General features: G+C 62.9%; 9 protein-coding genes and 1 pseudogene. 6 read left to right on the top strand and 4 right to left on the bottom strand.

What is annotated here, in order from left to right:
* The first annotated feature begins 88 nt into the window (after window positions 1-88).
* On the top strand, window positions 89-1,078 hold the full coding sequence (locus ACFMBG_RS15645; protein ID WP_421055712.1) for a universal stress protein: 990 nt from the start codon (window positions 89-91) through the stop codon (window positions 1,076-1,078).
* On the top strand, window positions 1,068-9,464 hold the full coding sequence (locus ACFMBG_RS15650; protein ID WP_421055629.1) for a GH36-type glycosyl hydrolase domain-containing protein: 8,397 nt from the start codon (window positions 1,068-1,070) through the stop codon (window positions 9,462-9,464). The genes ACFMBG_RS15645 and ACFMBG_RS15650 overlap by 11 nt, the downstream gene beginning before the upstream one ends.
* Before the next feature lie 80 nt (window positions 9,465-9,544).
* Here ACFMBG_RS15650 and ACFMBG_RS15655 read toward each other — a convergent pair whose 3' ends face one another.
* Both ACFMBG_RS15655 and ACFMBG_RS15660 read right to left on the bottom strand, forming a co-directional pair.
* The gene (locus tag ACFMBG_RS15655; protein WP_421055630.1) at window positions 9,545-10,114 is read right to left on the bottom strand and encodes an HPF/RaiA family ribosome-associated protein; all 570 of its coding nucleotides are present in this window, start codon (window positions 10,112-10,114) and stop codon (window positions 9,545-9,547) included.
* Between the two features lie 54 nt (window positions 10,115-10,168).
* Complete coding sequence (locus tag ACFMBG_RS15660; protein ID WP_421055631.1) at window positions 10,169-10,447, bottom strand: glycine zipper 2TM domain-containing protein; 279 nt, start codon at window positions 10,445-10,447, stop codon at window positions 10,169-10,171.
* Between the two features lie 484 nt (window positions 10,448-10,931).
* On the opposite strand from ACFMBG_RS15660, the gene ACFMBG_RS15665 reads away from it, so the two are divergent.
* Both ACFMBG_RS15665 and ACFMBG_RS15670 read left to right on the top strand, forming a co-directional pair.
* On the top strand, window positions 10,932-11,180 hold the full coding sequence (locus ACFMBG_RS15665; RefSeq protein WP_421055632.1) for a hypothetical protein: 249 nt from the start codon (window positions 10,932-10,934) through the stop codon (window positions 11,178-11,180).
* Window positions 11,101-11,300 (top strand): annotated as a pseudogene (locus ACFMBG_RS15670) (integrase core domain-containing protein); the annotation flags it as partial. The gene ACFMBG_RS15665 and the pseudogene ACFMBG_RS15670, both read left to right, overlap by 80 nt.
* A gap of 44 nt (window positions 11,301-11,344) precedes the next feature.
* Here ACFMBG_RS15670 and ACFMBG_RS15675 read toward each other — a convergent pair.
* On the bottom strand, window positions 11,345-11,512 hold the full coding sequence (locus ACFMBG_RS15675) for a hypothetical protein (RefSeq protein WP_421055633.1): 168 nt from the start codon (window positions 11,510-11,512) through the stop codon (window positions 11,345-11,347).
* Between the two features lie 71 nt (window positions 11,513-11,583).
* Complete coding sequence (locus ACFMBG_RS15680) at window positions 11,584-14,379, bottom strand: AMP-binding protein (RefSeq protein ID WP_421055634.1); 2,796 nt, start codon at window positions 14,377-14,379, stop codon at window positions 11,584-11,586.
* 315 nt (window positions 14,380-14,694) lie between these two features.
* Between ACFMBG_RS15680 and ACFMBG_RS15685 the strand changes: the two genes are divergently transcribed.
* Complete coding sequence (locus tag ACFMBG_RS15685; protein WP_421055635.1) at window positions 14,695-14,862, top strand: SDR family oxidoreductase; 168 nt, start codon at window positions 14,695-14,697, stop codon at window positions 14,860-14,862.
* A 120-nt stretch (window positions 14,863-14,982) separates the two neighbouring features.
* Window positions 14,983-15,381, top strand: a complete 399-nt coding sequence (locus ACFMBG_RS15690; RefSeq protein ID WP_421055636.1) for a RidA family protein — start codon at window positions 14,983-14,985, stop codon at window positions 15,379-15,381.
* Window positions 15,382-15,466 lie beyond the last annotated feature (85 nt).

The raw sequence follows: 15,466 nt of genomic DNA on the forward strand, positions 1-15,466 counted from the left end.
GGCCAAGGGTACTACTTTTTGCAACTACTCACCAATTAAAGGCCCTGCTGACATGCCGGAACACGCGTGCCCCGTTCGTATTGATGACATGTCTCCTGCTTCCGGAAAGTCCCGCAAATGCCGGTTGTTCCAACGTGTGCTTGTGTGCCTCGACCGTTCTCCCAACTCTCAGCGCGTACTGGAGAAGGCTGTAGAATTGGCGAAGCTTCTGGAGGCACCGCTAACGGCAGTCAGAATGTCTTCCGAACCGGGCAATGACTTTCGGGCTGTGGACCCGGTTGACTGGGAACTTGCAAAACGTGACGAACTTGAGCGTTTGCGCGAATTGGCGGTGTCCGCGAACGCACCAGGGGACATTCATCTTGAGATCCTAACCTGGCCGGAAATACTGACGGTTTGCCGAAAGGCCGATGCCCAAGAGCGCGCGCTGACTGTGATTGGCGCGGGAGAGCACAAGGAAAAAGGCAGCCAGCGGTTTGGCGGAACCAGCCGCGATTTGATTGATTCCCTGCCGGGTTCGGTCTTCATTGTTCCTGCGCCCTTGGCGGGCGGAAGGGGAAACGGCCCTGAACGGCGTGTCCTTGCGCCGCTTGATGGATCGTCCGAGGCGGAAGCAGCCCTCAGGATTGCGGCGCAATTTGCATCGAAACGGGATGCTGAGCTGGTTCTTATTCATGCCATTGAAGAGGTGGCGGCACCGGCTTCGGGACAGGCCAGGCGCGAGGAAAAGGCGTTGTGTGAACGCTTGATGTCCCACCGTGAGCGCGTAGCGCAAAACATGCTGGAACGTGTCAGGCGTTTGATCCCCGGCAACGGAGTCCGCAGCCGGGTGCTGCGCGCGCGGAATCCGCGGCAGGCTCTTGCTCAGTCGATTTTGGAAGAACAGGGCGAACTTGTGGTGCTATCCGCGCGCGGAATGGGCGGCGATCCCGAACTTTCGGTGGGCAGCACAGCCGATTATCTCATCTCACATGCGACGACACCGGTGCTGCTGGTGCGGACCAAGGCCGGGGAACTGCCGCAGCGGAGCGCGGAGGCTCCTCCCAGGCGTCCGGGCACGGTTCACGATGGCACGTGATCTCGGAAAAACCGAGCAAGGCCAAGAGACTGCCGGGGCTGCATCCCAGGGCGCCTTACACGCAATCAAGGCGGGGCAGCCAGAGCCCGTCGGCGTCTGGCTGCACTTGAACGCGATCCGGAGCTGGCTCGGCACCGCCCGTGCCGCTTGTCACAAGCCGCCAGCCGAAGCGGAAAAAGCAGCGGAATGGCTGCTTGACAACGAATACCAGATCCGGCGCGCAGTTGCTCAAGTCGAGGAGGACATGCCGGCGCAATTTTACTGCCGTCTCCCCCGCCTTGCGGCCGCGGAGTTCGAGGGGGTGCCGCGCGTATTTATCGCGGCTGACTGTTACATGGATGCTGTGCACGGGCAAATAGGGCTCGCCTCTGCCACCGATTTCATTGGCTCCTACCAGGATGGGCAATCGCTGCGCATTGCCGAGCTGTGGGCGTTCCCAGCCATGCTCAGGCTGATTTGCCTGCAGGCCATCGTCGCTGCCGTGTCGGATCTTTTCCCTGATCTTGAAATGCCCTTCCGGATGGCGCCTGCGGCGGCTGCGGGCAGCGAGCGTGATCCGACTGAGACGATGTCGCGTGCGATCGTGGCGCTGGGGGTGATTTCACGGGTGCGCTGGAAGGACTTCGTCGAGGCTTCAAGCCATGCGGAGTCCATTCTGCGCGCCGCGCCGGACGGGCTCCACGCGGCAATGGATTTCGAAACCCGTGATATGTACCGCAACGCTGTCGAGGAACTTGCGGACGGTTCCGGCTGGACGGAAACGGCGATCGCCAGCGAGGCGGTCAAGCTGTGCGCCGCGCAGGCGGGCAGCCGCCGCCGTGCGCATGCAGGCTGGTGGCTCATTGGCGGGGGCAGGCGTGAACTGGAACGGCGCACCAGTTTCCGCCCAAAGGCTGCTGCCGTCTTGAAACGCTTTGCCCTGGTTTATGCCGAAAGCGCGTTTCTCCTAGTGCTTCTGGTATTTACGCTGCTGGCGCTTGCGCCGCCCGTTCTGCTTATGCGTGCCAGCGGCGCCGGCCCGGCCGCGCTGGCCGCTGTCACTGTTCTCTCAGTCATTCCGGCGTCGATCATCGGTGTGACACTGACCAACTGGATTATCACCCTCACCGTTCCGCCACGCATCCTGCCCAAGATGGACTTTGAGAAGGGCCTGCCGGAAGGATACGAAAGTGCGATCATCGTCCCGGTGATCTTTCGGACACGAAACGAAACAGCACCGCTTCTGCGTCAGCTTGAAAGACACTGGCTGACCAATCCCGATCCAAGGCTGCGGATCGTTTTGCTCAGCGATCTGGGGGACGCGGAACAGGCGGTTATGCCGGGTGATGCCGGCATCGAGGCAGCCCTGAAGTCCGGTATCGCAGCATTGAACGCGAAATATGCGCCGGAATCTCCGTTCGTGCTGATGCACCGCCGCCGCCGCTGGAACCCGTCTGAGGGTGTCTTCATGTGCTGGGAACGCAAGCGCGGTAAGATCGAAGAGTTCAATGAGTACCTGCTTGGCGCAGGGAGGGACGCTTTTCCGGTCAGTGAAGGCGATACCGGCTCCCTTCGGAAGATCCGTTTTGTAACAACTTTGGACGCCGACACCATGGCGCCCCCAGGCACGGTCCGGCGGATGATCGGGACACTGGCGCATCCGCTCAACCGGCCCGGGTTCGATCAATCGGCAAGCCGGGTAACGGCGGGCTACTCCATCATTCAGCCCAGGATCGAGATCTCGCCAGCCGCTGGGGCAGCTTCAATTTTTGCACGGCTCTATACCGGCGACACCGCCATCGACATCTATAGCCGCGCGGTCTCGGATGTTTATCAGGACCTCTTCGGTGAAGGGATCTTTACAGGCAAGGGGACTTACGACGTTGCCGCCTTCCACCGGAGCCTGAAGGGCAGGGTGCCGGAAAATGCACTAACCAGCCACGACCTTTTTGAAGGGCTGCACGGGCGCACCGGCCTTGCATCCGACATCGTGCTCTACGAAAGCTTTCCGGCGCGCTATCCCGAATACGCGCGCCGCCTGCATCGCTGGGTACGCGGTGACTGGCAGCTGCTGCCATGGCTGAAAGCTTCGCCGCCAGGGCACGGCGGACAGAGAGTGCGGTCTCACTTCTCGCAGATCGACCGCTGGAAGATAATCGACAACCTGCGCCGCAGTCTTGTCGCGCCGTCGCTTGTTCTTCTCGCGGTCTGCGCCTGGCTGGCAATGCCGCGCGCGGCGCCGGTCTGGACGCTGCTGATTGCCGCGGCACCGGGCTCCTATCTGTTCACCGACCTAGTGATGGGGCTTTCGCGCGGCCGCCGCCGCGGCACGGTCCGGCACCGGACCCGCCGGTTCGCTGATCATGCCGGACGCTGGGCTCTGGAGGTTGCCTTCATGGCGCAGGGGGCGCTTGTTTCGCTCGATGCCGTCCTGCGGACGCTTTGGCGGTTGTTTGTGACCCGCAGGCGCATGCTGGAATGGGTCACTGCCGCTCACGCTGCCGCGCGCGGTTCGGACCGGCGGGCGGGCTACTGGGCCGCCATGGCAGGTGCGCCGGTTCTGGCCGCCAGCATTACCGGAATTCTGACGGTGCTGGCCCCCCAGGCGCTGCCGGGCGCGCTCCCGCTTCTCGTGGTCTGGCTCCTGTCGCCTGAGATTGCGCAGTTGATCGGACGGCCGCTGCCGAGGCGTCAAGAGCGGCTCAGCGATGACGACAGGTGTTATCTCAAAGGGATCGCAAGACGAACCTGGCTTTTTTTCGAGACCTTTTCCGGCCCCAAGGACAATTGGCTGCCGCCGGACAATTACCAGACCGGGACGCATGAAGAGATTGCGCACCGGACCTCGCCGACGAATGTGGGGATGCAGTTTCTTTCCAGCCTGACGGCACTCGATCTGGGCCATGCGGGGCTTTGCGAGATAAATACCCGGACGCAACAGGCCCTATCGGCACTTGGCCGCATGGACCGGCACCGGGGGCACTTTCTGAACTGGATCGACACGCAGACGCTTGCGCCACTGGAGCCGCGTTACATTTCGACCGTCGACAGCGGCAATCTTGCAGTATCGCTGATAACCCTCGAGGAAGGGCTGCGGGAAGCGTCCGGCGGCCCGGCAATCTCTCTGGCCATCTGGTCAGGGCTCGGAGATACGATGACGCTTCTTAGGCAAGCGGTGATGGGGCTTCAGGGCGGCCTGCGCACACCGCTTCTTGCACGAATGGACAATCTGCTGCACACCGCCGCGGCCGTTTGCGACCGTCCGTCTGCGTGGCAGGAAACGGCCGTCCGGCTTCATGAGGAAGAGCTTCCCGCCCTTGCCGCCGAAATTCTCGAAGCACTCAACGCTTCTCCGGAAACGGACTCGCGCGAGCTTCACCTGTGGCTGGAACGCTGTCAGCATCATGTCGGCAGCCTGGTCCGGGATTTGTCAGTGTATTTCCCATGGCTTGAGATGCTTTCGGCACCGCCTGAAGGGGCAGAGGCGCTTGCCGCCGAGCTTTCGGAACTGCTGCCCGCCGATATGCCGCTGTCGCGTGCGGAAGACCTGGCGAAGGCGGGCAGAACGGCAATCGGCCCGGCACCCGCCTGCCGCTGGAGGAGCGGTCTTCTTGCGGCTATCGGGCAGGGCATTAAGGCTCAGATGGACCTGCGCCAAAGCCTCCTCGACAATGCCGGCAAATGCGCAGACTTCGCCGAAGCGATGGATTTCGGTTTCCTCTACGACCGCGAGACCTCGACGTTTTTCATCGGATACAATCTGAGCCAGGACCGCATGGATGAGCACCGCTATGACCTGCTTGCGTCCGAAGCACGGCTTGCGAGTTATTTCGCTATTGCGAAAGGGGATGTGCCGGCAGAGCACTGGTTTTCATTGGGCCGTCCGATGTCACGCGAGGGTGGCGCGCTCAGGGCGTTGTCGTGGAACGGCTCCATGTTCGAATACCTGATGCCGGCGCTTCTGATCCGGAGCGAGCAGGACCAGCTCCTTGGGCAGAGTGAGGCGGCAGCGGTTGATGTCCAGATCCGCTGCGGCGGTAAGCTGCGTCTTCCGTGGGGCGTGTCCGAGGCTGCATTTGCAGCGCGCGATGCCAGGCAGGCCTATCAGTACAGCGCATTCGGGGTCGCTGGCCTTGGGATGAAACAAGGGCTGGCAGAGGACTATGTGGTCGCGCCTTACGCCAGCGCCCTGGCTTTGGCCGTCAAACCGCATACCGCTACCGCAAACCTGAGGCGGCTGGACGCTATGGGCCTCCTGGGCCGGTATGGGTTCTATGATGCTGTCGACTTCACGCCTGCGCGCATTCCGGAGGGCCGCAAATACACGCCCGTCCGGGTATTCATGGCCCACCATCAGGGAATGCTGCTGGCTGCAATCGACAACATCCTCATGGGCGACCTGCTGCCCAAGCGGTTTAACCGCAACCCCCGCATCGCCGCGGTGGACCTCATCCTGCATGAGCGGATTCCCTGGGAGTATGTGCCAGAGCCGCTCCCGGACCCGGGTCTGGAACCGCTCGAGAAGCAGCGCCGGTCCGTCCCGAAGCTGCATGGATGGCGGCCGCCTGCCGGGGAGACGCCGCAGCTCCATTCATTTGGAAACACCCGCCTGTCAATTTGGATCGATGATGCTGCCCGAAGTTCGGTCTGGTGGCATGGGCAGTCCATTACGCGATGGGCCGGAGACCCGTCAGCGCCTGCCGGAAATGCGCGGCTGTATCTGCGCGATGCGGAAACCGGTGAGGTCTTCGGTTTCGGCCGGGGCGCCACGCAGGACCCGGATGTTACATTCTATCCGGAGAAGGCGGCGTTTCATGCCCGCCACGGCGGTATCGCTGCAAGCCTTGAGATGTCGGTGGCCGCCGCCGACGATGTTGCGATCCAACGGGTCGGGCTTGTCAATCACTCGGACAAAAGCCGCGAGATCGAGGTTACATTCTTCTCGGAGCCAGTGCTTTGGCCGAATGCCGCGCACGAGCGGCATCCTGCATTCAGCAAGCTTTTTATTAAAAGCGAGCTTTTGCCCGGCACGAAGCCGCTGGCTTTCATCCGCCGCCCGCGAAAACCTGGGGACCAGCCGCCTGTGCTGCTGCAGCAGCTTGTCATCGAAGATCCATCAGTCCAAGCTGCGGGATACGAAACCGACCGCCGCGTCTTCCTTGGGCGGCACGGTGATCCGGCCAGGCCGGAAGGGCTCCGGCGCGACCTGACGGAAACGGCGGGCTGGACGCTCGACCCTGCCGCGGTGATGCGCGCGCGGGTGGTTCTCCGCCCCTGGGGAACCGCCAGCTTTGCCTTCGTCACGGTTGTCGCGGGTTCACTTGAAAGTGCGGTGGAGATCGCCCGCCGCTACAATGGCATGGCCGCACTCGACTGGGTGCGCGAAGACGCGGAGCGGGCTGCGGCGGTGGCCGCCGCAGCTCTCGGAACCGGGCAGTCCGAGATTGAGGACGCCCAGGCGCTGTGCAGGCGGCTTGTCCTGCCTCCGGTGAAGCCGGCGGACACGTTGCGAGGGGAGCTTCCGGGCCAGGCAGACCTTTGGAGCCTGGGGCTGTCGGGTGATCATCCGGTCATCCTTGTCAGGCTTGCAAACCCGGACTCTGACGGGCTGCTGCCGACCGTGATCCGGGCCCATCACTGGTGGAGGCGCAATGGGCTTAGTTCTGACCTCGTGATCCTGGGCCTATCCGCCTCGAGCTATGACGAACCGGTCAGTGCCAGCGTGCGCGGCATTCTCCGCAATGCCGGACTTGACGAGCGTTTGGGCGGTGCAGGCGGCGTGCACCTTCAGAGCATCGACCGGATCTCACCCCGGCAGCGGCACGCGCTCGAAACCCTGTCGCGGATCGTTCTCGACGGGCAGCCGGAGACACTGCCTGCTGCATTGCCGCCCCGGCCGGAAGCCCATGCCAAGCCGCCGTTTTTTGAAGCGGCGGCGCCATGGCGCCAGCACACCGTCAAGCCGGTCCCAAGGCCGGATGGCCTTCTCTTCGGCAATGGAACCGGCGGTTTTTCCGCGGACGGCAAAACCTATGTGATCCATCTGGCTTCAGGCCAGCGCACACCGGTGCCCTGGTGCAATGTCATCGCGAACGAAAATTTCGGTTGCATCGTCTCGGAAGCCGGCCTCGGGTTCACATGGAGTCTGAACAGCGGCGAGTACCGGCTGACCCCATGGCCGAACGACCCGGTTTCAGATCCGCAGGGCGAAGCGCTGTATCTGCGGGATGAGGAAACGGCCGAAATCTGGACAACGACGCCGCTGCCGGCAGGAGATGTCGAACCCTGCCGGATTGACCACGGGGCCGGTACCACGGAATGGCGCCGGAACAGCAAGGGGCTCGAACAGCGTCTCACGGTTCTGGTTCCGGCCGATGCGCCGGTGAAAGCCGTCAGGCTGATGCTGCGCAATCCTGGCAGCGAACCCAGGCGGGTAACTGCTACCTATTACGCGGAATGGCAGCTTGGCGGGCTCTACAGCCCTTCACATGCGCATGTTTCCTGCGGATACGACACCGATGCACAAGCGCTGACAGCGCGCAACGGCTGGTCCAGCGAGTTCGCCGGCCGCGTTTCATTTCTTGCCTCCAGCCACCCGCCGCACGCTTTGTCGTATGACCGCAGCAGTTTCCTCGGGACCGGGGATACATCCCGTCCGGAAGCCCTGACGCGCTGGGACCTTGGCAGCCTGCCAAGCCATGTCAGCGACCCCTGCGCCGCTTTTCAGGTGCATCTCGACCTTCCCCCGGGCGGCAAGACCGAAGCGGTCTTCATTCTGGGAGATGCCGCCAGCCGTGAGGAAATGAGAAAACTTGCGGAAGAATGGACGGCACCCGGTCGGTTCGAAGAGGCTGAGCAGGAAAATTCAAGGGTTTGGGACAAGCGGCTGGGGGCGGTGCAGGTCAAGACGGCCGATCCCGCTTTCGATCTGATGGTGAACCGCTGGCTGCCCTATCAGGCGTTCGCTTCGCGCATTTTGGCGCGTGCGGGCTACAGCCAGGCAGCGGGGGGTGTCGGTTTCCGCGACCAATTGCAGGATATGATGGCCTTTCTCATCTCTGATCCGTCCCGCGTCCGCAGCCACATCCTGGATTGCGCCGCAAAGCAGTTCGAGGAGGGAGACGTTTTGCACTGGTGGCACCCGCCGCTGGGGCGCGGTGTCCGGACCCGGTGCTCGGACGACATGCTGTGGCTGGTCTATGCGACACACCGTTATGTTTCCGCCACCGGGGACGCGGCCATTCTCGACGCGAATGTCCCCTTCCTGACCGCACCGGAGCTGGCCGAGGACGAGGATGACCGCTATGCGGCCTTTGAAACTTCCTGGGAGGCGAGACCGCTTTATGACCATTGCCGGCGGGCGCTTGAACGCGGCTTGACCGAGGGGCAGCATGGGCTGCCGCTGATGGGCGGCGGCGACTGGAACGACGGTATGGACAGGATAGGCCGCCAAGGGCGCGGCGAAAGCGTCTGGCTGGCCTGGTTCGGGTCGGTGTGCGCGGATGCCTTTGCCGGCCTCTGTACCCGGAAGGGCGATGACACCCAGGCGCAGAAATGGCACGCGTGCTCTGCGGCGCTTAGGCGCGCGGCAGACAGCGCTGGCTGGGACGGAGCATGGTACAAAAGAGCCTTCGACGATGACGGCGAGCCCTGGGGGTCGGCAGGCAACGAAGAGTGCCGGATCGACAGCATTGCGCAGTCATGGGCGGTGCTGGCCGGTGCACCGGACAAAGCCCGCGCCCGCAAGGCGGTGCAGTCTGCCGCGGCCCGCCTCGTTGACCGGGAGCTGCGACTTGTGCGCCTTCTGGCGCCTCCCTTCGAAAACACTCCGCGCGATCCTGGCTATATTCGCGCCTATCCACCCGGTGTTCGCGAGAACGGAGGCCAATACACCCATGCCGCGACATGGCTCGGCCTTGCCTTTGCAGGGCTCGGCGATGCCCGGGCCGCGCGCGAAATCTTCGATCTGATCAACCCGGTACTGCGCACGGCCACCGCGCCGGAAGCCGCGCTGTACCGGGGGGAACCCTATGTGATGGCTGCCGATGTGTATGGGGTTCCGCCGTTTGAAGGGCGGGCAGGCTGGACATGGTATACCGGCGCCGCCGCCTGGGCCTGGCGCCTGGCCGTCGAGGGAATACTTGGGCTTGAGCTTTGCAATGGCCGGCTGCGGGTCGCGCCCTGCCTGCCGCAGGACCACAGCGGCATCAAGGCAGAGGTGAAAGGGCCGCGGGGCACAATCGCGCTCACCCTTGCGCCGGCGGGAGCTTCGGAGACCGGTTCCGGTCTGCAAGACGGTGCGCCGGCTGCCGGTTTCACCGAGGTGGAATTTCCGGAGGACGGATCAGTGCTGGCCGTTCACATTGCGGCTGGCGGGCAATCCGGCGCTGCAACGGAAACGAGCTGACGGATGGCGCCGCCAGCCAGCCAGTGATCCTTTCTCCACGCGGGCACCTGGGGTTACCCGTCAGACGAGCCCTGGAGGTTTCAAAACGGGGATTTTCCGGCGCCGGCCACGGAAACGGCCGCGGCATAGGGGCCTTTTTCACCCTCCATCACGCGAAACCTAAGCAGAGTGCCTTCGGTGAGCTGGTCCCACACGTCCGCTGTCAGAGCGTCCCGTTGAAAGTACACCTCGCGCCCGTCATCAGCACGGACATACCCATAGCCCAGCTCTTTTTCCAGCAGCGAGATACGGCCTTGCAGCACTGGAGGGTGGCGTTTGACCTCAATGGCGGCCATTGTCTTCTTTTGCCGTTTCAGAAGCTTTTCGGCGGCGGAAAACGCCCGGTTCAAGGCAAGTGCCAAGTCCTCCCTGGCGCTGCCCTTGGCTGATTTCCGCGTTACTGAAATATCCGGGCCTGGCACGCTAAGTGTGAGCCGGACCCGGTACTCCCGGCCCGAAACTTTGCGTTTCTGCGGCGCTTCAATAACGGTCTCACAGCCAACGATCCGGCTGTTGATCCGCTCAAGAGCCTCAATCCGCCTGGCGACCAGCGCCTCCACCGATGGGGAGGGGTCGACATTGCGGTATGTTACAATTGGCTCGGTCTGCATTTTGAACCCCCTATTGCAAACTCAGCGGGCCGCCAGACGGCCGAAAACTTCTGATCAATAACAGGGCCGGGTGTAGTAGGTTCCGTCCCCCCGCGCGTAGGCGCATCGCCCGGCTGCGTTGTTCTGCGCAACCAGTGTTCCGGCTGCCGCGCCGGCCAGCGCCGCGATCAGGCGCCAGTCATCGTCGGCCTTAAGTGCGTCCGCCGTAATCAGCCCAGCCGCTGCGCCAGCGGTTATTCCAACAACGGTGCGCTGTTCGGGAGTGAGATTTTCGCAAGCAGGGAGGACTCCCAAGGCGATCAGCAAGGATGCAATCCTGAATTTATGCGGCATTTCCTTACCTCCATCGTATTTTGCTTTTCACCAAGGGAGCGGGAATTTCCTGGAGCGCCGGCCACCCCCCTGAATTACCCGGCGCTCCAGCCCCGACATCCTCGCCGCTGATCTTCCGGCCCGGTTGTGTCGAGGAAGGGAAATCATCGGCACATCAAGGACTCGAAAGAGGACTGCGGGCTGCCGCAGCCCAACCTGACATCTCCTCCCACCGTAGCTTTCGAGACATTCTTCGGTCCGTCCTCATGTTCGGTCTTCGGCCCAGAATGTCCCCTGCCGGGCAAGCGGTCATTGATTGCGGTCAATCGGAATTCCCTTAATCGCGGCGGAAGAACGGCCAGAAGGGGCTGCGCATCAATCCAAGGGGGTGCCTGCCGTGACAAACTTGACCGGCGTTGCGGCTGCGTCGGCACCGCACCTAGTGACAGCTGACGCGGGCCGCTGAGACGCTGCTGCGTTTGGCGGGCAAGGGGGCAGTGCAGAGATGACGCACAAGAAGATGCTGTTTTATTCGAAGGCGCGCGAAAAGCTCCTTCGCGGTATGACGGCACTTGCCGAAGCAGTGCGCGTGACGCTGGGGCTGCGCTCGGATTCCGTTCTGCTGCAAAAAAATGGGGCGCCGCTGATCACTGAGGCGGGTCCAGGAGCCCGGCATCGGCTGGCACTGCACCGCACCCGGCAAGCCTCAACAGAACGCCTTCATCGAAAGCTTCAACGGCAAACTGCGCGATGAATGTTTGAGCGAAACGCTCTTCAGTTCACTGGCCGAGGCCAGGGAAACACTGGAAGAATGGCAGGAGGATTACAACACCTACAGACCCCATCGGCGCTCGGAAACCTGACGCCCAGGGAGCTTGCTGAGAAAGTGATGATGGACAAACTGACGGCACAGCTCCATCAAATCAGACCTAAGGACTTTCCCCGAGGTGGAAGAAACTTCGGGCTCAGGTCAAATATTCCGTTCAAAACTGGCCGCTCGTCCTCCCGCGCGGGGGCACGCGGTTTACTCGGCAGCAGCGGCCGGATGATCTGCCACTCCGCATCGCTCAAGTCAAAACGCGCCATGATCCATCTCCAGTTTCGAACAGTGAATTACAGGAGGCGGCGCTTGGGAATCCGGTTCATGGGTGCGGAACCTAGTCCGAGCGCGGCATGCCGAACTCGATCTGCTCGCGGCTGAGGTCCGGCTCCTGGCAATGGGCCAGGATTTCCGCGCGCACGGCTTTGCCAAGGTCGAGCGCACCTGCGAAATCCTCCGCCTCTGCCCGCATGGGATCGCTCACGTGTACGGAAACCGGCGCGCGGCGCGGAAACCATTGGCGGCTGTCGCGCAGGATCGAGCGCGTTCCCGCCAAGGTCACCGGCACGACCGGCACGCCCGCCCTTGCCGCGATATGGAAGGCGCCGGGATAGAAGCTGAGCAGCCCAGGCATGCGTCGCAACCGTCCCTCAGGGAACACCACAAGCCGCTCGCCGGCGCGGACGGCAGCAAGGATCGCATCCTCCGCCTCGCGCAGTCCACTTGGAGCATCCGCGACGAAGATTGCACCGAGACGGCGCAGGAATGGTCCGGCGACGATCTGGCGCGCGAACCGCTCCGTCACAACGAAGGTCAACGGCCCGTCGATTGCCGCGGACAAGACCCCTCCGTCGAGATAGCTCGCATGGTTCGCGACGATCACGATGTCGCGTTCAGGAACCACGGACAGGCGTTCGACCCCGAAACGGATTCCGGTGAGCCGGAACAAGGTGCGGATCGCCCCCCCGACCACCGTGTGCCGCCATCGCCGCACCGGCAAAACGACGACCAGCGGCCAGACGAAGACGGCAAGAAGCAACAGCACGCTCCACCACCAGCCGGCAAAGGCGTACCTGCCCACGGTACGGGCACCGCGCATCAGGCGTCCGGCGGCTGCAGAAGCGGTCAACCGTCCTAGCTGCCACCACAGCCCCGGGCCGGGCTGGCCCAGCGTGCCGGTCTCGTAGAACTCGCGTGTTGTCGATCGGCGGATCTTGCCGCTTGAGGTCTTCGGCACTGCATGCGGCGGTACGAGCACGATTTCCTCGGGCGGTATCTCGAGTATCGATGCGGAAGCCTCCAGAATGCGCGTTTCAAGATCCGCGAGCGCCGCGGGATCGGTGAGCCGGGTTTCAGCGACCACGATCAGCTTCTCGGTCGCCGTTTCCTTATCGGTCCCCGCAATCACCGCGACGCATCCCTTGCGCACGCCTGCGACGTCGCCGACGCACTCCTCCAGTTCGTGAGGATAGACGTTGCGGCCCGCGCGTATGATCACGTCTTTGACCCGGCCTGTCAGATAGACGTCGCCCTGGAAGATGTAGGCGAGGTCGCCGGAGTCGGCCCAATCGCCCTTGAACAGCGTCTTGTTCTTTTCCGGGTTGCGGAAGTAACCGCGGGTCACCGACGGGCCTTTGAACTCAAGCCTGCCCTCATGGCGCTCGGGGGCCTCGCGCCCGGTGTCATCGACGATGCGCACCTGATGGCCCGGCAACGGCTGGCCGCAGGCAACAATTTCGAGCGCTGTAGGGTCATCGGCTGCTGCGGGACGGGCGATGTCTTGCTCAGCGAGCGCGTGCCGCTCGACGCGATCAACGATCGGCATCCTCCGCGGCGGAGGGAAAGCGAGCCCTACGGAGCTTTCCGCCAGGCCATAGACCGGCGCCATGGCCGTGGGCGCAAATCCGTACTTCGAAAACCGCTCGGTAAAGCGGGCGATTGTGCTAGGGCTTACCGGTTCCGCACCATTGACGACCATGCGCAGCGAACTCAGGTCGAGGCCTTTGATGTCTTCATCCGCGACCCGTTTCAGGCACAGCTCGAAGGCGAAGTTCGGCGCCGCCGACAAGGTCGCCCGGTGGCGGTGGATCGCCCACAACCACCGAGCCGGATCGGCGATGAATGCGAGCGGCGGCATAATGATCGCCGGAACCCCGTAATAGAGGCTGCCGAGCCAGGCGCCGATAAGGCCCATATCGTGATAAAGGGGAAGCCAACTCACGAAGATGTCGTTGGAATCGGCCTCCATGACAGTCCCCATCGCGCGGATGTTGGCCAACAGGTTGGCGTGGCTCAGCAACACGCCCTTAGGGTCGCCGGTGCTGCCGGATGTGTACTGGATCAGTGCCGTGTCGGACGGCACCGCCTGAAACGGCGTTTCGATCGGCCGGCCAGATGTGCTGATTTCGGCGACAGTTCGGACGCTCTTCAGGCTTTTCACCATCCCGTAGAGAAGCCCGCCAACGCGGCCGGTCAGTTCGTCGGTGATCAGCACAACCGCCTCCGCATTCTTCAGAATTCCGGCCTGCCGGCGCAGGTGATCCTCAACCTGGGCGCGACGCAGCGGTGGATATACCGGCACCGGAACGGCGCCGGCCATGACGACGCCGAAAAAGGCGCGGAAGAAGTCGAGGCTTGTCGGAAGCATGATCGCGACCCGCTCTCCCGGCGCGACGCCAAGGTCGATCAGCCCCTGCGCCACCATCCGCGCGGCATCATCGAGTTCGGCATACGAGAACTGTTCTTCGAAATTCTCGCTGTGCCACAAATAGACATGCGGGCGCTGGGAATGCGCGTTGACATGAAAACTGAGAATCTCCAGCAGTGTTTGCGCGTCCTCCGGCGCATGACTCTCCGGCAGTATGATCGGGCGGACCGCTTCGCGTTCTTGCTCATGAAGAATGTCCGGAACGCTGGCGGCGACCGCATCAATGATGTCGCTTGCTGTCGCGGCCTCGACGATCAGTTGATCGGCCAACCTGACGTTGAAGTCGCGTTTGATTCGCAGCAGCAATTCCGCGCGGGCCAAGCTGTCGAATCCAAGATTACGATCGAGGTCGCTGCTGCCACGCACGATCAACGTCTTGCGCCACTCAGGATGCAGCTCCACGGTCAGGTCGCGGATGGTGTTCAAGACACGATCCTCTATCCTGGCGTTGCCGTCTGCGCGATCCGATGCTCGCGCTGGATCGGACGTTCCTGTCATTGGCCTCTCACTATTTTAGACGATGTGGTCTGCTATTGTGCCGGGGCGGAAGCTGTCTGGCAAACCAGTGATCCTCCCCCCTTAAGTGGTACGCCGTTATGTTTAGGAGAACGGAGGAAGTGCGCATCACCGAGCAGACCTGCTACCGCTGGCGCAAACACTGAGCCATTGCCGGACGGAGGATGGGAAAGCATTCCGTATGCTGAACTGCCGGGCTTTGTCGCCACACAGAGGACCGAGGGCATGGACCTGCCGTACAAGCTGACCGTCCAGCCCGAGGAAGTCGCCCGCGCCATTACCGATGCCACTGCCAAGCAGAAAAACATCGCCTATGTGCGGCCGGTCTGGCGGCTGATCATGCTGATCATCCGCAGCATCCCGGAAGGCGTTTTCAAGAAAATGAGCATCTGAGCGGCGCCGCACCCGCCCTGCATGGCGGGCTTGCTTCAGGCTTATAAGTTTTAAGCTTGAAATAAATCCTGCGGCGGCGCTATTGTCGGCAGCAGGCATTATCAGCAAAGGAGCCCCGCCATGCCGGCCATCAGTGTGCATCCCGAAGGGTGGAAGCCCGCCAAAGGCTACGCCAACGGCATGGTCGCAGAGGGCAAGCTGCTGTTTGTCGGCGGCCAGATCGGCTGGACCGCGGATCAGGTGTTCGAGTCGCATGATTTCATCGGCCAGATGAGCCAGGCCCTTCGCAACATCCTCGAAGTGGTCGAGGCCGCGGGCGGCACTGCCGAGGACATTACCCGGCTGACCTGGTATGTAACCGACAAGGCGGAATACCTTGGCCGTCAGGCAGAGGTCGGCAAGGCCTACCGCGCGGTGATGGGCTATCACTTCCCGGCGATGACAATGGTCGTAGTCTCCGCGCTGGTCGAAGATGAGGCCAAGGTGGAAATCGAAGCCACCGCGGTTCTGCCCGGCTGAGGCCGCAGATCAAGCACGGTTTCGTGAACGCTCTTCCCTTGCTCCTGGCCAGCCGCCACATTGCTTGGCGCAGTCAGGGGAGAGA

The sequence above is a fragment of the Leisingera coralii genome (assembly GCF_049056525.1).
GTDB lineage: Bacteria > Pseudomonadota > Alphaproteobacteria > Rhodobacterales > Rhodobacteraceae > Leisingera > Leisingera coralii.

Bases quoted from the DNA above. Each gene is read 5' to 3' on its own strand.
- ACFMBG_RS15645 (WP_421055712.1), top strand. From the start codon at position 89: ATGTCTCCTGCTTCCGGAAAGTCCCGCAAATGCCGGTTGTTCCAACGT.
- ACFMBG_RS15650 (WP_421055629.1), top strand. From the start codon at position 1,068: ATGGCACGTGATCTCGGAAAAACCGAGCAAGGCCAAGAGACTGCCGGG.
- ACFMBG_RS15655 (WP_421055630.1), bottom strand. From the start codon at position 10,114: ATGCAGACCGAGCCAATTGTAACATACCGCAATGTCGACCCCTCCCCA.
- ACFMBG_RS15660 (WP_421055631.1), bottom strand. From the start codon at position 10,447: ATGCCGCATAAATTCAGGATTGCATCCTTGCTGATCGCCTTGGGAGTC.
- ACFMBG_RS15665 (WP_421055632.1), top strand. From the start codon at position 10,932: ATGACGCACAAGAAGATGCTGTTTTATTCGAAGGCGCGCGAAAAGCTC.
- ACFMBG_RS15675 (WP_421055633.1), bottom strand. From the start codon at position 11,512: ATGGCGCGTTTTGACTTGAGCGATGCGGAGTGGCAGATCATCCGGCCG.
- ACFMBG_RS15685 (WP_421055635.1), top strand. From the start codon at position 14,695: ATGGACCTGCCGTACAAGCTGACCGTCCAGCCCGAGGAAGTCGCCCGC.
- ACFMBG_RS15690 (WP_421055636.1), top strand. From the start codon at position 14,983: ATGCCGGCCATCAGTGTGCATCCCGAAGGGTGGAAGCCCGCCAAAGGC.